The sequence below is a fragment of the Mesorhizobium sp. P2_C5_2 genome, from assembly GCF_056404535.1.
The window spans coordinates 787386-809346 of record NZ_JBFUDV010000001.1 but is presented as its reverse complement, the minus strand read 5'-3'; the positions used below and the strand labels follow the sequence as shown (position 1 = coordinate 809346).

At 64.1% G+C, this 21961-nt stretch carries 19 protein-coding genes; 11 read left to right on the top strand and 8 right to left on the bottom strand.

Annotated features, from left to right (window positions below; all coding sequences use genetic code 11):
- The first annotated feature begins 65 nt into the window (after positions 1-65).
- The 8 genes from AC1D1B_RS03790 to AC1D1B_RS03755 all read left to right on the top strand — a co-directional run bounded on the left by AC1D1B_RS03790 (position 66) and on the right by AC1D1B_RS03755 (position 9280).
- Positions 66-1865, top strand: a complete 1800-nt coding sequence (locus tag AC1D1B_RS03790) for a GtrA family protein (RefSeq protein ID WP_477329482.1) — start codon at positions 66-68, stop codon at positions 1863-1865.
- Positions 1866-1965: 100 nt separating this feature from the next.
- The gene (locus AC1D1B_RS03785; RefSeq protein WP_181059875.1) at positions 1966-3315 is read left to right on the top strand and encodes a putative bifunctional diguanylate cyclase/phosphodiesterase; all 1350 of its coding nucleotides are present in this window, start codon (positions 1966-1968) and stop codon (positions 3313-3315) included.
- Between the two features lie 171 nt (positions 3316-3486).
- Complete coding sequence (locus AC1D1B_RS03780) at positions 3487-4254, top strand: SDR family NAD(P)-dependent oxidoreductase (RefSeq protein ID WP_477329480.1); 768 nt, start codon at positions 3487-3489, stop codon at positions 4252-4254.
- Positions 4251-5198, top strand: coding sequence for a 2-dehydro-3-deoxygalactonokinase (locus tag AC1D1B_RS03775; protein ID WP_477329478.1), 948 nt, complete (start codon positions 4251-4253; stop codon positions 5196-5198). The genes AC1D1B_RS03780 and AC1D1B_RS03775 overlap by 4 nt, the downstream gene beginning before the upstream one ends.
- A gap of 46 nt (positions 5199-5244) precedes the next feature.
- The gene (locus AC1D1B_RS03770; RefSeq protein WP_477329476.1) at positions 5245-5886 is read left to right on the top strand and encodes a 2-dehydro-3-deoxy-6-phosphogalactonate aldolase; all 642 of its coding nucleotides are present in this window, start codon (positions 5245-5247) and stop codon (positions 5884-5886) included.
- The gene (locus AC1D1B_RS03765; RefSeq protein WP_477329473.1) at positions 5886-6761 is read left to right on the top strand and encodes an SMP-30/gluconolactonase/LRE family protein; all 876 of its coding nucleotides are present in this window, start codon (positions 5886-5888) and stop codon (positions 6759-6761) included. Before AC1D1B_RS03770 ends, AC1D1B_RS03765 begins: the two co-directional genes overlap by 1 nt.
- A 123-nt stretch (positions 6762-6884) precedes the next feature.
- Positions 6885-7952: a D-alanine--D-alanine ligase family protein gene (locus tag AC1D1B_RS03760; protein ID WP_477329472.1), complete on the top strand. Its 1068-nt coding sequence runs from the start codon at positions 6885-6887 to the stop codon at positions 7950-7952.
- 83 nt (positions 7953-8035) lie between these two features.
- A complete protein-coding gene (locus AC1D1B_RS03755; RefSeq protein ID WP_477329470.1) occupies positions 8036-9280 on the top strand; it encodes a low temperature requirement protein A in 1245 nt (414 codons plus the stop codon).
- Positions 9281-9293: 13 nt separating this feature from the next.
- On the opposite strand, the gene AC1D1B_RS03750 is transcribed toward AC1D1B_RS03755, so the two are convergent.
- From AC1D1B_RS03750 to dnaK, 6 genes are all read right to left on the bottom strand, one after another.
- Positions 9294-9581 (bottom strand): DUF1330 domain-containing protein, encoded by a 288-nt coding sequence (locus AC1D1B_RS03750; protein WP_477329468.1) that lies wholly within the window; start codon positions 9579-9581, stop codon positions 9294-9296.
- A gap of 25 nt (positions 9582-9606) precedes the next feature.
- Entirely contained in the window at positions 9607-10305 is a 699-nt protein-coding gene (gene pyrF / locus AC1D1B_RS03745; RefSeq protein WP_477330527.1) for an orotidine-5'-phosphate decarboxylase, read from the bottom strand.
- Positions 10306-10319: 14 nt separating this feature from the next.
- Positions 10320-10910, bottom strand: a complete 591-nt coding sequence (locus AC1D1B_RS03740; protein WP_477329466.1) for an NADPH-dependent FMN reductase — start codon at positions 10908-10910, stop codon at positions 10320-10322.
- Between the two features lie 81 nt (positions 10911-10991).
- Complete coding sequence (gene pmtA / locus AC1D1B_RS03735) at positions 10992-11594, bottom strand: phospholipid N-methyltransferase PmtA (protein WP_477329464.1); 603 nt, start codon at positions 11592-11594, stop codon at positions 10992-10994.
- Between the two features lie 140 nt (positions 11595-11734).
- Complete coding sequence (gene dnaJ, locus AC1D1B_RS03730) at positions 11735-12865, bottom strand: molecular chaperone DnaJ (RefSeq protein ID WP_477329462.1); 1131 nt, start codon at positions 12863-12865, stop codon at positions 11735-11737.
- 221 nt (positions 12866-13086) lie between these two features.
- Positions 13087-15003 carry a molecular chaperone DnaK gene (gene dnaK, locus AC1D1B_RS03725; protein WP_477267360.1) on the bottom strand — a complete coding sequence of 639 codons (1917 nt, stop codon included), beginning with the start codon at positions 15001-15003 and terminating at the stop codon, positions 13087-13089.
- A gap of 304 nt (positions 15004-15307) precedes the next feature.
- Between dnaK and AC1D1B_RS03720 the strand changes: the two genes are divergently transcribed.
- The 3 genes from AC1D1B_RS03720 (at position 15308) to AC1D1B_RS03710 (ending at position 19380) form a co-directional block, all read left to right on the top strand.
- The gene (locus AC1D1B_RS03720; RefSeq protein ID WP_477329460.1) at positions 15308-16297 is read left to right on the top strand and encodes a Bug family tripartite tricarboxylate transporter substrate binding protein; all 990 of its coding nucleotides are present in this window, start codon (positions 15308-15310) and stop codon (positions 16295-16297) included.
- Between the two features lie 7 nt (positions 16298-16304).
- On the top strand, positions 16305-18272 hold the full coding sequence (locus AC1D1B_RS03715) for a tripartite tricarboxylate transporter permease (protein WP_477329458.1): 1968 nt from the start codon (positions 16305-16307) through the stop codon (positions 18270-18272).
- A 103-nt stretch (positions 18273-18375) separates the two neighbouring features.
- Positions 18376-19380, top strand: a complete 1005-nt coding sequence (locus AC1D1B_RS03710) for a Bug family tripartite tricarboxylate transporter substrate binding protein (protein ID WP_477329456.1) — start codon at positions 18376-18378, stop codon at positions 19378-19380.
- A 4-nt stretch (positions 19381-19384) separates the two neighbouring features.
- Here the strand turns inward: AC1D1B_RS03710 and AC1D1B_RS03705 are convergent, their stop codons facing one another.
- Both AC1D1B_RS03705 and AC1D1B_RS03700 read right to left on the bottom strand, forming a co-directional pair.
- On the bottom strand, positions 19385-20857 hold the full coding sequence (locus AC1D1B_RS03705) for a class I adenylate-forming enzyme family protein (protein WP_477329454.1): 1473 nt from the start codon (positions 20855-20857) through the stop codon (positions 19385-19387).
- Positions 20858-21916: a thioesterase domain-containing protein gene (locus tag AC1D1B_RS03700; protein ID WP_477329452.1), complete on the bottom strand. Its 1059-nt coding sequence runs from the start codon at positions 21914-21916 to the stop codon at positions 20858-20860.
- Positions 21917-21961: the final 45 nt, after the last annotated feature.

Here is a 21961-nt window from a genome sequence, read left to right as displayed (position 1 = left end):
CGACTTTACTATTTATTGAAGCTGTTAAGGCTAGGTTTAAGCTGAACATCTTTCCGACAAAGGCCATGATGATGAACGCAGCCAAGGCGGGTGCTTCCTCCTGGAAGTCCGATATGATGCTGGCGCTGCTTGCCATGCTGGTGGCCCTGGCCGTCAATGCCGCCACCGGCTTTCGTGAACTCAGCAATGCCGGCGGCGACAATGACAGCCTGCTGCGGCTGGTCGAAGTCCGCGACATGCTGGCCGGCCAGGGCTGGTTCGACCTGCATCAGTACAGGATGGGGCCGGAAGGCGGCTTCGTCATGCACTGGTCGCGGCTGGTCGATGCACCGCTCGCCGCCATCATCCTCGCCGCTTCGGCGCTGACCGGCAGCATGGCCACGGCCGAGGCGATCGCGCAGGTGCTGTGGCCGGCGCTGCTGTTTTGCCTGGCGGTGTTCTTCCTCGCCCGCGCCGCGCGCAGCTTCGCCGGTGCCGGCGCCGTACTGCCGGCAATCGTCATCGGCGCGGCTGCGCTGCATTTCATCGGCATCTTCTTGCCGGGTGCGCTCGATCATCACAATGTCCAGCTGACGCTGACCATGGCCAGCCTCAGCCTGCTGCTCGAGGCGCCCACGCGCCGCTGGGCGGCGCTGATTTCGGGCCTGTGCGCGGCGCTGACGCTGGCCGTCGGCATGGAAACCGCGCCCTATGTCGCCACCATCGGCGCCTGCATCGCCTTGCTGTTTGTCGTCGATCCCGCCGGCGAGCATCGGATCGCAAGGGACTTCGGTCTCGGCTTTGCCGGGGTTTCGGCACTCGTCTTCGTCACCACCATTCCGCCATCGGCCTGGGGCCAGGCCCAGTGCGATGCCTTTTCTTCCGTGCAATTCGTGGTGGCTGCAATCGCCGGACTGGGCCTTGCCGTCGTGACGTCGCTGAAGGCGTCCAATGGCATGGCCAGCCGCCGCCTGATCTCGCTCGGCCTGCTCGCGCTTGTGCTCGGCGCCGTTGTCGTGGCGCTGTTCCCGCAATGCCTTGCTGCCCCCTACGCAAACCTCGATCCGCGCCTCAAGGAATTGTGGCTCGACCACATCGATGAGGCACAGTCGCTGTTCTACATCGTTGTCAACGAACCGGCCTCGGTGGCGGCGCGCTATGTCACGCCGCTGGTGGCGATCGCGCTGATGGCGCTTCGCCTGCGCGGACCATGGCGCCGCCAGGACAGCCTCGTCGTCGCCTTGCTGGTCGTCGCCTTCATCGTCAGCGCCTGGCAGGTCCGCGGCTCGACATTCTCGATCGCCTTTGCCGTCATCCCGCTGTCGGCCTGGGTCGCAAGCTGGCGCGAGCGGGCGAGGATCAGCCCTTCGCGCAGCGTGTCGCTGCGCATGGTGGCAGTCTGGCTGGTCTCCGTGAATGCCGTCTGGGCCGGCGCTGCCGCCGCGACCACGAGGGCATTTGAGGCCGACAAGGTCGCCGTCGAGGCAAAGGATGCCGAAAGTGATCCGAGCTGTACTCGCAAGGCCTCCTTCGCGACGCTGGCCCGGCTGCCGGACACCACGGTGCTGGCCATTTCCAATCTCGGCTCGCCGATCCTGGCCTATTCCGGGCACCGGGTCTTTGCCGGCCCCTATCATCGCAACATCGCCGGCGACCTGCTTGCCTTCGATGCCTTCCTCGGATCGGCGGACCAGGCGAGGGCGATCGCGGCGGATCATCACGTCGGCCTGGTGGCGCTCTGCCGCGGCAGCGCCGAAAGCAAGGTGCTCGCCGCCAAGGCGCCGCAAGGCTTCCTGGCCCAGTTGATGCAGGGGAGCGTCCCCGATTGGCTCGAACCGGTGGCCGAGACGCACGAAAACCCGGTCGAGCTCTACCGCGTCCGCTAAACCATCATTCGCCAGCGAAAAATCGATTTCGCGATACGGTTCCTAAACGCTTTGCTGCCAGTCTCGGCGCAAATTTCGGAAGTCAAAAACAGGGATACCGATGCAAACGACGTTTGGCACCGGGCAGGCAAGCAGGGAAAACACCGATCTGGCGTTCACCGATACGCTGACCGGGCTTGGCAACCATCGCCGCTTTTTCGACAAGGTCGACCGCCTGATCAGCGACCGCGCCGACGATCCCGCGCCCTTCACCGTCGGTATTCTCGACCTCGACGGCTTCAAGCCGATCAACGATCTGTTCGGCCACAAGGCCGGCGACGACATATTGATCCAGGTGGCGATGCGGCTGCGCGCCTCGATGGACAGCCATTCCACCGTCTGCCGCATTGGCGCCGACGAATTCGCCTTCCTCTACCCGATGGTGTTCTCGGAGGAAGCCGCGGCCGAGAAGTCGCGCATGATGATCGAAATCCTGTCGGCGCCTTACGATGTCGGCGAACGCACCGCCAGGCTTTCGGCCTCGGTCGGCTGCTCGCTGTTTTATTCCGGCGACGAAACCACGGAAATCCTCGTCAACAAGGCCGAAACGGCGCTCTACCACGCCAAGCGTTCGGGCCGTGGCCGCGTCGTCGTCTACACACGCGAGATGGAAGAGGCGGCCAAGCGCGTCACCCGCATCGAGCAGGCGCTGCGCCGCGCCGTCTCGGCCGGCGAAGTGGAACCGCATTTCCAGCCCATCGTTGATCTCAACACCCGCCGCACCATCGGCTTCGAGACGCTGGCGCGCTGGACCGATCGCGACCTCGGCGTCGTCCCGCCGACCGTGTTCATTCCCATCGCCGAGGAGCGCGGCATCATTGGTCCGCTGTCGCAGCTGGTGCTGCGCAAGGCGACCGAGGCGGCGCGCAGCTGGCCGAAGGACCTGTTCCTGTCCTTCAACCTGTCGCCCTCGCAGCTCGTCGACCAGAACACCGGCCTGCACATACTGTCGATCCTCGATCGCACCGGCTTCGATCCGCGCCGGCTGGAGATCGAGATCACCGAAACCGGCCTGATGAACGATCCGGCCTCGGCGGAGAAGATCGTCGAGGATCTGCGCCGCGTCGGCATCCGCGTCTCGCTCGACGATTTCGGCACCGGCCAGTCCTCGCTCGGCCGCCTGCGCGAGTTCCATTTCGACAAGCTCAAGATCGACCGCGCCTTCGTCTCCTCGATCCTCGACGACCGTCCGTCGGAACACATCATCCGCGCCATTCTCGCCATGTGCGAGGGGCTCGGCATGGATGTCGTCGCCGAAGGCATAGAGGAGGAGGCGCAGGCCGACCGCCTCGTCCAGTTCGGCTGCGCCGGCGGGCAAGGCTATCTGTTTGGCAAGCCGGTCGATGCCGACGCCACGCTCGGCTATCTCCGCGATTCCTATCGCGGTGCCCTCTACGCCAAGGCGATCTGACCAGCGGTCTGCCGTGCGCCGAGCAGGTCAGCGGTTTCAGGCCGGGCAGGGCCTCGCCCGTCATCTTGCGTCCTTTTGTCTGACATAAGCCGAAGAAATCACCGTTTTCGCCCTTGCTCCCCGAACTTGGCTGGATAGGATGCGCGCCGACCGGTTCGGGAGTAGGAAAATATGATGCCATCGGCGGATTTTGCCGACCTCAGGGGAGCCTCGGTGTTGATCACCGGTGGCGGCTCGGGAATTGGTGCGGCACTGACCGAGGGTTTTGTTCGCCAGGGCGCCAATGTCGCCTTCATCGACATCGCCGATGGCCCAAGCATGATGCTTGCCGACCGCGTCGAAAAGGAACTCGGCCGGCGGCCGCTCTACCTCAAGACCGATTTGCGCGATGTCGAGGCGCTGCGCGCCTCTGCGGCCAAGGCAGCGCAGGCGCATGGCGACGTCACCGTGCTGGTCAACAATGCCGCGTGGGACGAACGCCACGAAGTCGCTGACGTCAGCGTCGAGTTCTGGGACAACAACCTCGCCGTCAATCTGCGTCCGCACTTCTTCACCGCGCAGGCGGTGGCGCCGGGCATGAAGCGGGCCGGTGGCGGCTCGATCATCAACTTCACCTCGACCTCCTATCTCATCAACCATCCGGATATGCCGGCCTACACCGCCGCCAAGGCGGGCATACTGGGCTTGACCAAGGGCCTTGCCGGCAAGCTTGGCGTCGACGGCATCCGCGTCAACGCGATTGCCCCGGGCTGGGTGATCACCGAACGCCAGAAAGAACTCTGGGTCACCGAACAGGGGCTTGCCGCCCATGTCGCCAAACAATGCATCAAGCAGGTCATGCAGCCCGACGATATCGTCGGTACCGTGTTGTTCCTGGCCTCCGACGCCTCGCGTATGCTGACGGCGCAAATGCTCATCGTCGACGGAGGTTTTCTGTGAGCCCGGCAAACCAGGCAAACAAGGCGCCGGCCGTCGCCGCCGTCGACTGGGGCACGACCCGCATGCGGGTCTGGCTGATCGACGAGGCGGGTGGGGTGCTGGCCGAACGCCGCGGCGATGATGGGCTGATCACCGCGCAGCAGAAGGGTTTTTCGACCATCCTCGAAGGCCATCTGGCGGCGCTCGGCGCACCAGCGACGTTGCCCGTTATTATCTGTGGCATGGCCGGCTCTCGCCAGGGCTGGCTGGAGGCGCCTTACGTCACGGTGCCGGCTCCGATAGGCGCCATTCTCGCGGGCGCTGCCCGCATTCCCCGCCAGAGCCGCGATATCCGCATCGTGCCTGGCCTGGCGCAGCGCCTGGCCGATGCTCCGGATGTGATGCGCGGCGAGGAAACGCAGCTTGCCGGGGCCAGTTTGCCGGCTAAGGGCCGCCACCTCGTCTGCATGCCCGGCACCCACTCGAAATGGGTTCTGGTCGAAGACGGCGCGGTCGATGGTTTCTGCACCTGGCCGACCGGCGAGTTGTTCTCAGTTCTGGCCCAGCATTCGATCCTGCGCCATTCGCTGGGCGAGAACCCGAAGCCGGTCACCCCGGACAATCCGTTCTTTCAGGACTGGTGCCGCAAGGCTTTGGCCGAAGGTGGCGATGTCACCTCGCGGCTGTTCTCGATCCGCGCCGCCGGCCTGCTGCAGGACCTCCAGGCCGACGATGCCGCCGCTTGCCTGTCCGGCCTGCTGATCGGCGGCGAGATCGCCTCGGCAGGCCGCCGCTATGGCGAAAGCGCGACCGCAATCGTGCTGGTCGCCTCCGGCTCGCTTGCGGCCCTTTATCGGCAGGCGCTCGACCTCGCCGGACTTGCCGTCAGGACGGTTGACGCCGACGAGGCGGTTCGTGCCGGCCTGATCGAAGCGGCGCGCGAAAATGGCATGATCGCCAAATGAACATGACCCACCAAGAGAACACGACTGGCAAGAGTGGAGTGACCGCGTGACCCAGACCGCACCTTTCCCGAAGCTCAAGCGTGGTCTTGTCGCCATTCTGCGCGGGCTGAAGCCCGGCGAGGCTGTCGCCATCGGCCAGGCGCTGTTTGACGCCGGCATTGAAGCCATCGAGGTGCCGCTCAATTCGCCGGAGCCGTTTGTATCGATCGCCAGCATCGTTGCAGCATTGCCCAAAACGGCGCTGGTCGGCGCCGGCACGGTGCTGACGGCGGCCGATGTCGACGCGCTGCACAAGGCTGGCGGCAGACTGCTGGTCAGCCCCAACATCGATGCCGAGGTGATGGCTCGTGCCATGCACCATGGCATGGTGACGATGCCCGGCGTGTTCACCCCCACCGAGGCCTTTCTGGCGATCCGGCTTGGCGCCTCGGCGCTGAAGTTCTTCCCGGCAAGCGTGCTCGGCGCCGCGGGCATTTCGGCGATGCGCGCCGTGCTGCCGGCCGATACCGTGGTCGGTGCCGTCGGCGGCGTTTCTGAGAAAGACTTTACCGGCTACAAGGCCGCTGGGGTGACCGCTTTCGGTCTCGGCTCCAGCCTGTTCAAGCCGGGCATGAGCGTTGACGAGGTGGCCACGCGCGCCCGGGCGGCGGTGACGGCCTGGGATGCAGCCTTCGGCGGAGAGGCATGATGGAAAACGTTTCGGTTTTCTCCAACCATGTCTGCGAACTCGGCGAGGGGCCGAGCTACGATCCGGCCACCGATACGCTCTACTGGTTCGACATCGTCAACGGGCTTCTGCTGGAGCAGGGCGTCGCCTCCGGTGCGCTGAAGGTCCATGAACTCGGCCAGATGGCCAGCGCCATCGCCATCATCGACGACAAGCGCCAGCTGATCGCCACGGAGACCGGCCTGCACGTCCGCGATGTCTCGACCGGCAAGCTGACATTGCATACGGCCATCGAGGCCGACAACGCGCTGACGCGCTCCAACGATTCGCGCGTCCACCCTTGCGGCGCCTTCTGGGTTGGCACCATGGCCAAGAACGAGGGCAAGGGCGCCGGCGCCATCTACTGGTTTTTCAAGGGCGAGCTGCGCACGCTTTACACCGGCATCACCGTATCGAACTCGATCTGCTTTTCTGAAGACGGGACAATCGCCTACTACACCGACACCGCGACCGGCCTGCTGATGCGCGTCGCCTGCGATCCGGCGACCGGGCTACCGGTCGGCGAGTCTAAAGTGTTCGTCGACCACCGCTCGTCCAAGGGTTACGTCGACGGCTCCGTGGTCGACCGTGATGGCGTGCTGTGGAACGCCGTCTGGGGCGGCAAGGCGGTCAAGGCGTATTCGCCCGAAGGCGTGCTGCTGCGCGAAATCCCGATGCCGGCGGCGCAGTCCTCCTGTCCGGCCTTTGTCGGCGCCAAGGCCGACCGCCTGGCGGTGACTTCGGCCTGGAAAGGCAAGGACGACAAGCAGCGCAAGCTCGACCCGCAGGCCGGCATGACCTTTCTGCTCGACATCCCGGTCAACGGCCGCTTCGAGCCGCGCGTGCTGATCGCCTGACAGGCGCGCCGGCGCTTCGTTGTCCGGTTGTCACGCAACCGCCCGGCCCGGTCGGTTTCCTGAAAGCCGATTGCGCCGGCCATGCGATGGTAACCGCTTCTATCGCCGGGAGCCGTCCATTCGATGCCGCAGAACAGCCCAACCCTGATTCTCGTCCACGAGCCGGAAAAGGCCTGTCTCGACCGGCTGGTCGCCGATGGGTTTGCCGCCGAACGTGCGCTCGAAATCTCGTCCTATCTGGCACAGTCGACCGACCTCGCCCCCGAATTCGATGAACTTGCCGCTGCTTGCGCGCGGAGCGGGCTCACCTTCATGCCCGTTGAGCTCGACGATGCGGCAGCAGCGCTGGCGAAAGCCGATCCGCAGACGACCATTGTGTGGACGCTGACCGACGGCATTGCCTATTTCCGAGGTGCGGCGGCGCCCGCGCTTGCCCGGCTGAACGGGCTCAAAACCGTCGGCGCCGACGATGCGCTGTTTGCGCTCTGCCAGGACAAGTTCCGCTCCGGCGCCGTGCTCGGCGCGCTCGGCCTGCCGGTGCCGCAGGCCGGCCTCGCCCGCGATGGCCACTGGCTGGTCGAGCCGACGCCGTCGGAAGCCGGCTGGTTCGTCAAGCCGAACCGGCTCGGCTCCAAGGTCGGCATCTGGCCGGATTCGCGCTGCCACGAGCTGCAGCACGCGCTGGAACTTAGCCGGCGTGTCTATGCCGCCTATCGCGACGATGTCGTCGTCCAGCCCTATGTCGCCGGCCGCAACGTACGCGCCAGTTTTCTCGGCATTGAGCCGGACACCGGCGCGGAAGCGCTCGGCATCGTTTTCGTTGACTCTGGTGGCGATTTTCAGACCATGGCTGACTCGATGGCGCTTTACGGCGACACTGGCGAAGCCGCCAAGGCGACCGGGCTCTACAGCGAGCCGGTGCTGGAGGCGGTGACCGATACTCAGCCGGCAGCCGCGGCAACCATACGCCGCATCGCCGAGCGGCTGGTGAGCGGACTTGGCCTGCGCGACGTGTTTTCCATCGATTTCAGGGTCGAGGCCGATGATCATGTCCACCTCATAGAGTTCGAGGTCTGCCCCGGCCTGCCCTGCTTCGATTTCCGCGCCTATTGTCGCACGCAATGGGGCCTGACGCTTGCCGACGCGATGGCGCAGACGGCGGCGAACCGGCTGAGCCGCCGGTCCATCTGAACAGGTCGCGCAAATCAGCTGCGCCTTGACGGCCTCTGCTCCACCTTTAGTCTCGCGCAACAGTCCTCAGCGAAGGTCGCGCGATGAACACGCCAGCCAGCACCCTCCATCACCACATCAGGCGCATGGCCGGGCGTGACCCGCATGAGGTCCATCGCGTCGCCACCCCGCTCGAACTGCTGTTCGACCTGACCTTCGTCACCGCGTTCAGCCTTGCCTCGTCGCAACTGGCGCATGCCCTGGCCGAGGGCCACTATGCGGCGGCGTTGCTCGGCTTCGGTTTTGCCAGCTTCGCCATCTGCTGGGCCTGGATCAACTTCTCCTGGTTCTCCTCGGCCTACGACACTGACGACTGGATTTTCCGCCTTGTCACCATGGTGCAGATGATCGGCGTGCTGGTGTTGGCGATAGGCCTGCCGCGCATGTTTGCCTCCATCGAACATGGCGAACACCTCAACAATTCGGTGATGGTGCTGGGCTACGTCATCATGCGCGTCGCCATGATCTTCCAATGGCTGCGCGCGGCGCGGCAGGACCCCGTGCGGCGGCGTTCCTGTCTTACCTACGCCATAGCCATCGCAATCGCCCAGGTCGGCTGGGTGGTGCAGATCCTGGTCGATTTCTCGCTGGAGACAAGCCTGGCTTTCGGCGCGATCCTGCTTCTCATCGAGCTTGCCGGACCGGTGATCGCCGAACGCCGGGATGGTGGCACGCCCTGGCACGCGCACCATGTGGCCGAGCGCTACAGCCTGTTCGCCATCATTGCGCTCGGCGAAGGGGTGGTCGGCACGCTGGCGACGCTGTCGGCCGTGGTCGAGGAGCAGGGCTGGAACCTCGATGCGGCCTTGATCGGCGTTGCCGGAATGGGCCTCACCTTCGGCATGTGGTGGGTCTACTACATGCTGCCTTCGGGGACAGTGCTGCACCAACACCGCAATCGTTCGTTTGTCTGGGGCTATGGCCAAATGCTGATCGTCGCTGCCATTGTCGCCACCGGCGCCGGGCTGCATGTCGCGGCCTATTTCATCGAGCACAAGGCCCATATCGGCCCGGTGGCAACGCTGCTCTCGGTCGCCATTCCGCTAGGCGTGTTCCTGGGAGCGATCTATGCGCTCTACTATTATCTGGTCCGGCGCTTCGATCCGTTCCATATCTGGCTGCTGGCGGGGACGGCTGCTGTCGTGGCGCTCGCCGTCATCGCCGCTCTTGCCGGCGTTGATATGGCGGTCTGCCTCATCATCCTGACGTTGGCGCCGGCCGTCAGCGTAATCGGTTATGAGATACTGGGGCACCGCCATCAGGCTGAGGTGCTTGCAACGCCACACTAGCGGGCTTCGGGCTTCAGATACCCTCGACCAGCACGATCTCGCCGTCGGCCACTTTCTGGCGGATGGCGACCGCGCGCTGATATTCCGGCGAGTGGTAGCAGTCATGCGCCACCGCCAGCGATTCGAATTCGATGATGACGTTGCGGGCGCGGCCTTGGCCTTCGGCCTTTTCGTGCTCGCCGCCGCGCGCCAGGAATTTCGCGTCGAAGCGCTCGAAGGCGAGCTTCGACGCCGCGACATAGTCCTTGTAGCCTTCGGCATCGCGCACATCGACGCGTGCGATCCAGTATCCCTTTGGCATTGTTCTTCTCCTGGTTCGAAAAATGTCAGGCGGAACGCATCTCTTCCAATATGGCTTCGGCCGCCGCACGCCTGTCGCTTGCCGCGACGATCGGCCTGCCGACGACGAGATGGCTGGAGCCGTTGCGGATCGCCTGTGCCGGCGTCACCACGCGCTTCTGGTCGCCATGGTCGCTGCCTTTGGGCCGTATCCCAGGCGTCACCACCGCCAGGTCCGGTCCGACAATGCGGCGCACCGCTTCCGCCTCTTCGGCCGAGCAGACGACGCCGCCCATTCCGGCATGCAGCGCCTGTTCGGCGCGCCGCAGCACCAGCGTATGCGGGTCGTATTCATAGCCGGCGTCGATCACGTCCTGCTCGTCCATCGAGGTCAGCACGCTGACCGCCAGCAGGCAGAGATCGCTGCCCTTGGCGGCTTCCACGGCTGCCTTCATCGCCTTGGGATAGGCGTGGATGGTGAGCATCGTCATGCCCATGCGCACGATGTTCTCAACCCCCTTGACCACCGTGTGGTCGATGTCGAGCAGCTTCATGTCGAGGAAGATCTTGGTGCCGCCGCTGGCCAGTTCCCTGGCGAAGTCGAGCCCGCCGGCAAAGGCCAGCTGATAGCCGATCTTGTAGAAGGAGACGACGCCGTCGAGCGCGCGCACCGCCTCTTCGGCCTCCTTCACCGTCGGCACATCGAGCCCGACGATCAGCCGGTCTCTCATGGTCTGGGCATGCATGGTCGTCGCCTGGATCATGCCCGGGTCGACAGCATATGCGAGGTTTCGATCAGCGTGCGGCATAGGTGCTCCATCGATTTGTTCAGTCTCTCATCCCTGAAATTGCCGTCGGCGTCGAAGGCACTGCCGCCATCGGGCACCGAGCATTCCGGCGTCACCACTTCCAGCCGGCAGCGCACCAGCACGGCGCGCAGATGGTTGATGCAGCGTATCCCTGCGAAATGTCCGTTGGAAGACGAGCACAGGCCGGCGACCTTGCCAACAAACGGCCTGAACGCGCGGCCGTTTTCCGTGCGTACCCGGCTCACCCAGTCGATCGTGTTCTTGAGCAGCGGCGGGATCGAGCCATTGTACTCGGGCGTCGCGATCAGCAGCCCGTCATGGGCGGCGATCAGCCGGCCAAGCTTCACCGCATTGTCGGGAATGCCTTTTTCCTTTTCGAGATCTTCGTCCAGGATCGGCAGCGGATAGTCGGCCAGCGAAATGCGCGTCACCTCGGCGCCCTGCATGGCCAGCTCCTTTTGCGCCACATCGGCGGTCCTGCCGCTGAAGGCGCCGCTGCGCATCGAGCCGGCGAAGACGAGGATTTTCGGGATCACTGGCATTGCTTCGCAAAGGGAATGGGCAGTAGGGAGTAGGCAGTAGGGGATTAGCGATTTCCTGCCTATTCCCTACTGCCTACTCCCTTATCCCTCCCTTCGATAGATCCACAGCTGCGTCGGCGGGATGTTGCGGAAGATGAAGTCGAAATGCTTGACCGTGTAGTCGCCGCGGCCGGGCGGGATCGGCGACAGCGGCCCGTAGGTCAGCTGCACGATCGGCCGTCCCACGGGGATGCGGTCGAGCAGGCTTTCGATATAGGCGATGCGCTGCGCGACCGGGAAGTTGAGCAGCGGCACGCCGGAGACAACGGAATCGAACACCATGTCACGCTTGTCGCCCAGCGTGGCGTTGAGATTGAAGGCGTCGCCCTCGATGACGTTGACGCCGGGATAGAGCTGGCGCAGATGGCGCACGAAATCGGTGGAATATTCGACCGCGTAGAGGTTTTCGGGCTTCACGCCCAAGGCAAGAATTTGGCGGGTGATGACGCCTGTGCCTGGGCCAACCTCGAGCACCGGCAGGCCGGACTTCGGATTGACGATCGAGGCCATCTTGCGGGCGGTGATGGAGCTTGTCGGCACGATCGAGCCGACGGACTTCGGCTTGTCGATCCAGCCTTTGAAGAATTTCAACTCGTCGTCGAACTTTTCAGCCAGTGCTTTCCGCAATCCGGGACCACGTGCCATGCAAGTTCTCCTCAGCCACCCCCCGAACGCTACTTAGCAGCTAGGTGGGACAAGGCAAGGCGCGATCTGGCATAAGATGTTGATGACGTTCGGGAAGCGTGCCGGGCGCAGCAGTCGTCTGCAACTCTATTGCTTGGAAATCAGCGCTCGCCGAAGGATTCGAAAAAGTCCTTCATGCGGGCGAAAAAGCCGCTCGACTGGGGCGAATTGTCCTTTGACGACAGCTGCTCGAACTCTTCCAAGAGCTCGCGCTGGCGGCGCGACAGGTTTTGCGGTGTCTCGACCGCGGTCTGGATGTAGAGGTCGCCGACATTGGGCTGGCGCAGCACCGGCATGCCCTTGCCCTTGAGGCGGAACTGGCGGCCGTTCTGTGTGCCTTCGGTCACCTTCACCTTGGTCTGGCTGCCATCCAGTGTCGTCACCTCGAACGAGCCGCCAAGGGCAGCCGTCGTCATCGAGATCGGCACCTTGCAGTAGAGGTCGGCGCCGTCGCGCTGGAAGAACTCGTGCGGCTTCACCGCCAGGAAAATATAGAGATCGCCCGATGGGCCACCGCGCAATCCGGCTTCGCCCTCATTGGCAAGCCGGATGCGGGTGCCGTCCTCGATGCCGGCCGGGATGTTGACCGACAGCGAGCGTTCCTCGGTGACGCGGCCCTGGCCGGCGCATTTCGGGCACGGGTCCTTGATCGTCTGACCGCGGCCCTGGCACTGCGGGCAGGTGCGCTCGATCGAGAAGAAGCCTTGCGTGGCGCGGACCTTGCCATGGCCATGGCACATCGAGCACATCACCGGCTGGGTGCCCGGCTTGGCGCCGGTCCCGGAGCATTCCGTGCATGAGATCGAGGCCGGCACGCGGATCTGCGCCGTCTTGCCCGCGAAGGCCTCTTCCAGCGTGATTTCCATATTGTACCGCAGATCGGCGCCGCGCTCGCGGCCGCCCGACGAGCGGCGCTGGCGCCCGCCCATCATGTCGCCGAAAATATCCTCGAAAATGTCGGCGAAGCCGCCGGCGCCAAAGCCTTGCGCGCCGCCATTCATGCCCCCCTGCTCGAAGGCGGCGTGGCCGAAACGGTCATAGGCCGCGCGCTTTTGCGGGTCCTTCAGCGTCTCGTAGGCTTCGTTGATTTCCTTGAACTTGTGCTCGCAGGAATGATCGCCGGGATTGCGGTCGGGATGGAACTGCATGGCGAGCTTGCGGAAAGCGCTCTTGAGCTCCTTCTCGTCGGCGCCCTTTTGCACGCCCAGCGTCTCGTAGAAATCAGCTTTCATCTTTTCCCGCAGTCCGGATGCTCAACATCTTGATGCATGTTGCGTCGTTTGCCGGCACGTTGTCTCGATTTAGGAGCGGTGCTGCCCGGATGCTAGGGCCGGCGCGGACTTGTTCGTGTTTTTCGGCGACTTTTTCGGCAGGCCCCGCACTTTTTCAGCGAGGGTTGCAAAAAAGCCCGGCTTTGCGCCGGGCTTTCAGCTTTATCTTGCCGTCAACCGGTTCAGGCCGACTTCTTCTTGTCGTCGTCTTCGTCGATTTCTTCGAAATCGGCGTCGACCACGTCGCTATCCTTGGCGGCGTCCGCCTTGGCGTCGGCTTCCGCGGCTTCCTTCTGCGAGGCCTCGTACATCGCCTGGCCAAGCTTCATCGAAGCTTCGGCAAGCGTCTGCGACTTGGCCTCGATGTCGGCCGCGTCGTCGCCTTCGGCAGCGGCCTTCAGCGCCGTGATCGCATCCGATATCGCCGTGCGCTCGGTTTCCGAAACCTTGTCGCCATATTCCTTCAGCGACTTCTCGGACGAATGCACCAGCGCCTCGGCCTGGTTGCGGGCCTCGACCAGCGCACGCCGCTGCTTGTCGGTCTCGGCATTGGCTTCGGCGTCCTTGACCATCTTTTCGATGTCGGCGTCCGAAAGACCACCCGAGGCCTGGATGCGGATCTGGTGCTCCTTGCCTGTGCCCTTGTCCTTGGCCGAGACGTTGACAATGCCGTTGGCATCGATGTCGAAGGTGACCTCGATCTGCGGCACGCCGCGCGGCGCCGGCGGGATGCCGACCAGGTCGAACTGGCCGAGCGCCTTGTTGTCGGCGGCCATTTCACGCTCGCCCTGGAAGACGCGGATGGTCACGGCCGACTGACTGTCTTCAGCGGTCGAGAACACCTGGCTCTTCTTGGTCGGGATCGTTGTGTTGCGTTCGATCAGGCGGGTGAATACGCCACCCAGCGTCTCGATGCCGAGCGACAGCGGGGTCACGTCGAGCAGCAGCACGTCCTTGACGTCGCCCTGCAGCACGCCGGCCTGGATGGCGGCGCCGAGCGCGACGACCTCATCCGGGTTGACGCCCTTGTGCGGCTCCTTGCCGAAGAACTGCTTCACGATCTCCTGGATCTTGGGCATGCGGGTCATGCCGCCGACCAGGACTACTTCGTCGATCTCGCCAGCCTTCAGGCCGGCATCCTTGAGCGCTGCCTTGCACGGCTCGATGGTGCGCTGAACGAGGTCGTCGACCAGCTGCTCGAACTTGGCGCGGGTCAGCTTCAGCGTCAGGTGCTTCGGGCCGGTCGCGTCGGCGGTGATGAAGGGCAGGTTGATTTCGGTCTGCGTCGTCGACGACAGCTCGATCTTGGCCTTTTCGGCCGCCTCCTTGAGGCGCTGCAAGGCAAGCTTGTCGTTCTTCAGGTCGATGCCCTGTTCCTTCTTGAACTCGGCCGCCAGGTATTCGACGAGGCGCATGTCGAAATCCTCGCCGCCGAGGAAGGTGTCGCCATTGGTCGACTTCACCTCGAACACGCCGTCGCCAATTTCGAGCACCGAAATGTCGAACGTGCCGCCGCCAAGGTCATAGACGGCAATGGTCTTGCCATCCTTCTTGTCGAGGCCGTAGGCAAGTGCTGCAGCCGTTGGCTCGTTGATGATGCGCAGCACTTCGAGGCCGGCGATCTTGCCGGCGTCCTTGGTTGCCTGGCGCTGGGCGTCGTTGAAATAGGCCGGAACGGTGATGACCGCCTTCTCGACCTTCTCGCCGAGATAGGCTTCCGCCGTTTCCTTCATCTTCTGCAGGATCATGGCCGAGATCTGCGAGGGCGACTGCTTCTTGCCGCCGGCCTCGACCCAGGCATCGCCATTGTCGCCCTTGACGATCTTGTAGGGGACAAGCTTCTTGTCCTTCTCCGTCACCGGATCGTCATAGCGGCGGCCGATCAGGCGCTTGACCGCGAAGATGGTGTTTTCAGGATTGGTGACCGCCTGGCGCTTGGCCGGCTGGCCGACGAGACGTTCGCCGTCGCCACTGATGGCGACGATGGAAGGCGTCGTGCGCGCGCCTTCCGCATTCTCGATCACCTTGGGTTCCTTGCCATCCATGATGGCGATACAGGAGTTGGTGGTGCCGAGATCGATACCGATTACTTTTGCCATTTTTCTAGTCTCTCCGCTAAGCAGGCTCTCAGGACCCGTGAAGGCGTTCCGACGAAAGCCCCTGTTCACAAGAAATTCCGCTCCGGCAACCGGCATTCCGGCACTGAGCGGCTTGGCGCGTATATAAGAACAGGCGGCATCGGGCGCAAGCATTCTGCGCATGGCGTCCACTATGCGTCTCCTGGCGCCAAAATCGACCCTCCGTCGGGGTGGAAGCGGCCGAGCGGGCAGCATTATGGACGAAAAGGCCGCTTCTCATCGTTTTTGCCGCAGCTATAGTGCCATATCGCTTGGGGACTGGATAATGCGTTGGATTTTTGGGCGATTGCTCGCCCTTTTTGCCGTTGCCAGCCCAACATGGGTCACGTGCCTGCCGGCCCAGGCAGTCGAATTCCAGACAATCACCATCAAGGTCGGTTATGGCGCAGGCGGTGGCTATGATCAGACATCCAGGCTGATTGCCCGTCATCTCGGCCGGTTTCTGCCCGGAAATCCCAACATCATTGTCCAGAATGTGCCAGGCGGCGGCAGCCTGAAGCTCACCAAGATGGTCGTGGGCAGCGAACCGGCCGATGGCAGCGTCATCGCATCGGTCAGCGAGGCGATGTTCTACGCCCCGATCCTCGATCCTGAAAATGCCAATTTCGATCCGCTCGCCCTGCAGTGGATCGGTTCGCTGGTCAACGACCCGGCCTATTGCCTGACCAGCAAGCAATCCGGCATCGACACGATGGAAAAGTTCCTGCAGTCGGATTTCCTGATCGGAGCGACGGGCAAGAACAGCACGACCTACATCTTCGCCGCCCTGGCCAAGAATGGCATGAAGGCCAGGTACAAGATCGTCACCGGCTTCGACGGCACCGCCGACATCGAACTGGCCATGCAGCGCGGTGAAATTGCAGGCATGTGCGGGGTCTCCAGCTCGCTGCTGAGGAACGATCGCGCCGCGATCAACATTATCGGCACGTTCGGGCAGGGCGGTTCCGGCGCGACGCCGAGCATTTCGGCAACCATCGCCGATCCGACGGCACATCAGGCGGCCGATCTCATCGAATCGGCGCTGCACATCCACCATCCGCTCGTCGCACCGCCGGGAACGCCGAAAGAGACCGTCGACGCACTGCGCAAGGCCTATTCCGCCATGGTTGTGGACGCCGATTTTCTCGCCGATGCCACAAAGCTTGGCGACCTCACCCTCAACCCGACATCCGGCGAAGCGATCAGCCAGCTGGTCGCGCAACAGCTGAAAGCCACACCTGCGGTCTTCGCCGCTGCCCGGGAACTCGTGAAATAGGCCTGATGTGGATCTGATCCTAACCGCCATCGCGGAGATGGCGCAGCCATTTCGTATGCTCATGCTGGTCACCGGCGTGTTCGCGGGTCTCGTCGTCGGTGTCGTGCCGGGCATTGGCGGCCTGTTCGCCATGGCCCTGCTGATCCCGATGACCTACAATATGGACCCCTACGCTGCCTTCGCGCTGCTGCTCGGCATGGGCTCGGTCACCACGACGTCGGACACCATTCCGGCGATCCTGTTCGGCGTCCCCGGTTCCGTCGGCGCCGCGGCAACCGTGCTCGACGGCCATGCCATGGCCAAGAAGGGCGAGGCGGCGCGCGCCTTCGGCGCTTCCTATTCGGCCTCGATGATCGGCGGCGTGTTCGGCGCGCTGGTGCTGGCGGCGGCAATTCCCGTCATGCGCCCACTGGTGCTTTATCTCAAGACGCCGGATTTCTTCGCCATCTGCGCCTTCGGCCTTTCCATCGTCGCCATCCTCGCCGGCAGCCAGCCTTTGAAGGGTCTGGCGGCGGCGATGCTCGGCATGCTCGCCTCCTTCATCGGCATAGACAGCATTGCCGGCATCGAGCGCTGGAGTTTCGGCCAGATCTACCTTTGGGACGGCTTGCCGATCTCGCTGGTCTTCCTCGGTCTGTTCGGCCTGCCGGAACTCGCCTCGCTGCTGCTGCGCGGTTCCATCCAGGGCAACGCCGAGCGGCCGACCTATGCCGGCATGTGGCAAGGCATCAGGGATACGCTGCGCGAATGGCCGCTGGTGCTGCGTTGCAGCGCCATCGGCTCGCTGCTCGGCGCCGTACCCGGCATCGGCATCGCCGTGCTCGACTGGATCGCCTACGGCCACGCTTCGCGCCGGCCGGGACCGGGGCCGAAATTCGGCCAGGGCAATGTGCGCGGCGTCATTGCACCGGAAAGCGCCAACAACGCCAAGGAAGGCGGCTCGCTCATCCCGACCATCGCCTTCGGCGTGCCGGGATCGGCTTCGATGAGCATTCTTCTCGGCGCCTTTGTCATCCACGGCCTTGTTCCCGGCCCCGATATGCTCGGCAAGAACGCCGCGCTCACCATTTCAATGGTGCTCTCCATCGCTGTCGCCAACATCGTCGGCGCCGTCACCTGCCTGTTGTTGACCAGGCAGCTGGCGCGTATCGCGCAGGTGTCGGCAGCCATTCTGGTGCCGCTGGTGGTCACCTTTATCGTCGTCGGCGCCTACCAGACCAATATGAGCGCCTTCGACTTCCTGCTGGTGATGCTGGTCGGTGCGGTCGGCATGGGAATGAAGGAGCTCAACTGGCCGCGCTCGGCCTTTTCGCTCGGCTTCGTGCTCGGTCCCAGCCTCGAAAACTATTTCTTCCTCGCCTACCAGATTTCCGGCTGGGCCTGGCTGAAACAGCCTTTGGTTCTGATCCTGCTCGGCCTCGCCATTGCCGGCGTGGTCAGGCAGACCGTGTCCTGGATCAAGGCGCGCGGCAATGCCGGCGCCCTGCCGCCGGTGCTGCCCGATATCGCCGCCAGCAGCGCGCTGACTCTACTGGGCCTGGCGGCCGTGATCACGGCGCTGCTCGATTTTCCGTTCGAAGCCGCCATCTTCCCGGCCATTACAGCCGGCCTTCTGGCGCTGTTTTCCCTGCTGACGACCGTCCAGACCGTGCTGCGCTGGCGAAAGCCGGTCTCCCCCGGAGCCGATATGACGCCGGCCAGCGAATGGCAGCCTTCCGACGGGCCGGCTCTGAAGGGCAATCTCACCGTGCTTGGCCTGTGCCTGGCGCTCGCCTTTCTGATCCTGCTGGCGGGCCATCTCGCCGCCACCTTCGTCTTTGTTGCCGGCGGCATCTGGATGCTGGGATCGCGATCACTGAAAATGGTGGTGGCTGTCGCCGCGGGCGCAACGCTCTGCATCTACGCCGTGTTTGATCTGCTGGCGTCGCAGCCCTGGCCGACGCCGTGGCTGGCCGGGCTTTTCAAAGCTTTCTGAAACGGCAGCGCGCAGGCAACGCTGCGCCGAGCCATATTTCGCAGCGGTGCTTCCCATCGTTTTCGCCGCCGCTATGATATTGGCGGGTTTTTGGGGGTACGACATGAACCGTCCGACGGTTGCGCGGCTGCCGCGCGTTTTTCTTCTTGGCTTTATCTGGATGCTCGCCGCCTTGACGGCAGCGCAAGCTGCCGAGTTCAAGACGATTACCATCAAGGTCGGCTATGGCGCGGGCGGTAACTACGATCTGTCGTCGCGTCTTATCGCTAGGCATCTCGGCCGCTTCCTGCCTGGTCACCCCGATATCATCGTCCAGAACGTGCCCGGCGGCGGCAGTCTCAAGCTGACCAAGATGATGCTGGGCAGCGAGCCCGCCGATGGCAGCGTCATCGCCTCGGTCAGCGAAGCCATGCCGTTTGCGCCGACATTCGATCCGGCCAACGCCAATTACGATCCGCTCACCATGCAATGGATCGGCGCGCTGTCGTCGGAGCCTTGCCTGTGCGTGACCACCAAGGCATCCGGCATCGACACGGTGGAAAAATTCCTGACGCAGGAGTTCCTCATCGGCGCGTCGGGCAAGAACAGCCTGAGCTACATTGCCGCCGCCATGGTGAAGAACGGCCTGCACGGCAAATTCGGCATCGTCACCGGTTTCGAGGGATCGGCAGATGTCCTCGTCGCCGCCCAGCGCGGTGAAGTCGCCGGCCTCTGTGCGCTGCCCTATTACGGCATCGCCGACAAGCTCGACCAGTTCAACATCCTCGGCACGATCGGCCCGGGCACCGTCACAGCAGTGCCGACGCTTCCGCGTTTTTCCGAGCAGATCAAGGACCCGCTGACGCGCCAGGCGGCTGAGTTCATCGAATTCTCGCGTGGTTTCTATTTGCCTTTGATCGCGCCGCCGGCCATTCCGCGCCACACGCTCGACGCACTGCGCAAGGCCTATATCGACATGAGCAAGGATCCGGATTTCCTGGCCGATGCCGCCAAAATGGGCGGCATCACTGTAGACATCACGCCGGGCGAGGAGATAGCCGCGCAGGTAGCGCAGGAGCTCAAGGCGGAGCCGGCGGTGTTCGAGGCAGCCAGAAACCTTTTGAAGTAAAACGCTATTGTTTGGCGGCAGCCGGCGACAGCGTTTCGACAAGGCGGCGGCGCAGCAATTTGCCATTGTCGCTGTAGGGCAGCGACGCCACCAGCCTGACCTCGCGTGGCCGCCGGTCGGGCGAGATGTTGGCGCGCAGGAAGGCTTCGAACTCGGCCACGCTGCCCTGTTCCGAGACGATGAAGGCGGCGATCTCCTGGCCCATCGTTGCGTCGGGAAAGCCGGCCACCGCGACATCCCTGACCTTGGGATGGGTGCGGATCAGCTTCTCCAGCTCTTGCGGTGCGACATTGACGCCGCCGCGCACGATCATGTCGGCCTCGCGGTCGACGATGGTCAGGAAGCCGTCCTCGTCGACAAAGCCGATGTCGCCGGGAATGCCCCAGCCGTCGCCCATCACCTTGGGATCGACGAAAGGCTTGTTGCCGGCCGACACCACCGCTGAAACCATCGTCGACGTCCACGCCTTGATCAGTCCGCTCTCGCCCTTGCCGAGCAATTGCCCGTCCGCATCGAGAATTTCGACACGCACATCGGCAAACGGACGCCCGGCAGTGCTGGGCTTGGCCAGCACGTCGGCGCCGGACAGCGTCGTGATGCCGCCGGTCAGGCTCGACGCATAATTGATGCGATATCCCGGCGAAAGGTTGCGGTAGGCCGCCAGCTTGTCTTCGACCGTCGCCGGCCCGCCGATGCTGAACAGCACCGCAAGGTCCGGCAGCAGCCGGGTCGAACGTTCGCCCACTTCGCGCACCAGCCGCGTAATCACCGGCGGCGGCAACGCCGATCCGCTGGCCTGGAACGACAGCAGACCCTCGATCAGTTCGGACGGCGTGAACAGCGGTGGAAAGAAGTTGATCGTCCCGCCATGGCGCAAATAGCTGAACACCTGATGGCGCGTTGCCGAATAGGACATCACCATCGGGGTCAGCAGGCGCATGACCGTGCCGGTCAGTCCGCGCCGGTGCCCCGTCACGCGCCCGGCAAGCGCCTCATGCGATTGCAGATAGCCTTTTGGGTCGCCGGTCGTGCCGGACGAGAACATCAGGAAGGCCGGGTTGCTGTCGTCGCCAAGGGCGCCGGAATAGGGCGCGGGCGAGGTGTGCTTCCAATCCTGCTGGAAAGGGACGCCCGGATAGACATCGTCACCGGGCGGGCTGCGGCTTTCGACGATAAGCCTCAGGACGAAGTCGCGCGCAAACTGCGCCCGCTGGCTGCGCGGCGCGCGAAAGTCGAGGATCGACAGTGTGGCGCCGAGCTTCCAGCAGGCCAGGATCGACAGCACGACATCGATGTTGTCGACCATGGCCAGGCCGACGCGATCGCCGGAGCGAATACCGAGTGCGTTGAAATTGGCGGTGAGATGGTCGATCTGAGTCAGCGCCTGCGCGTAGGTGATCTGGTCGCGACCGCTGACCATCGCGACGCGGTCGCCATGGCCGGCGAAGGCAGCCAGCACGTCGCGGCCAAAACCCATCTAGCGGACCGGCATTCCAGCCGGCGCAGCGGCGCGCCTGGCGTCGAGGAAAGCGATGATGGCGGCGTCGATCGCGTCCATGTTGGCGGCGCGGAACTTGTCGTGCGTGCCCGGCATGACAACCGTTTCCACCCGCGTGTTCCCGCTCGCCCAGTCCTTGTATTGCTCGACCGTGGCGGCGCTCCATTCCGAGCTTGCGATGACGAGCATGTCGCATGGGTAGGATGACGGTGAAAAGCCCGCGGCCGCCCGCACCAGCATGCTCTTGAAGGCTTTCTGCCTGGTGTGGCGCCCGAGCCTGGACTGCCCAAGCCCGACGGCCGCGAGGCTGTCGCGTAGGAGCCGCCAGTAGACGACCTTGCGGGTGATCTGACGCCGCCTTTGCGCGGTCATGCGGTTGTCCGCCACCGGTTTCAGCCAGGCCGAACCCAGCGGCGGCGGATCGATCAGCAGCAAGGCCGGCCGCTCGCCGGTCGCCTCATGCGTCAGTCGCCCGACCTCTATCGCCAGCAGCCCGCCGAGGCAGATTCCGCCGATGACACGCGGATGCTGGCCGGTGGCCGAACCCAGCCCGTCGAAATAATTGGCGCTGATCTCCTCGACGCTGTCATACGGCGTCTCGCCGGGCTCAAGCCCCATGCCGCGCACGGCGATGATGGAATAGCGCTGCTTCAGAGCCTTGCCGAAGCGGTTCGCAAACAGTGCCGAACCGGAAATGCCATGGATCATGGCGATCGGCTCCTGGCCGTTGCTGCCGGAAACCTGCACCGCCAGCCGCCGCGCCGGATGCTCCGGCAATTGCAACGCGATCAGCCTGCCGAATTCGCGCGGCGTCGGCGCTTCGAGCAGCACCGAGGTCTGCAGCTTTACGCCGAAGCGGTTCTGCACGCCAAGGACAACCGTTTCAGCGGCCAGCGAATCGCCGCCAAGATCGAAGAAATTGTCGTCGATGCCGACCGAGGCCAGCTGCAGCTCTTGCGCAAAGATGCCGGCAATAGCCTGTGCGGGCCCGCTGCCCGACGCGATCCGGCCAGGCCGGAGGGTGTTATGCATGTTCATCGGCAAGCCCTTGGACCGATGGAATTGCCGCTGCCGGCAACAGGG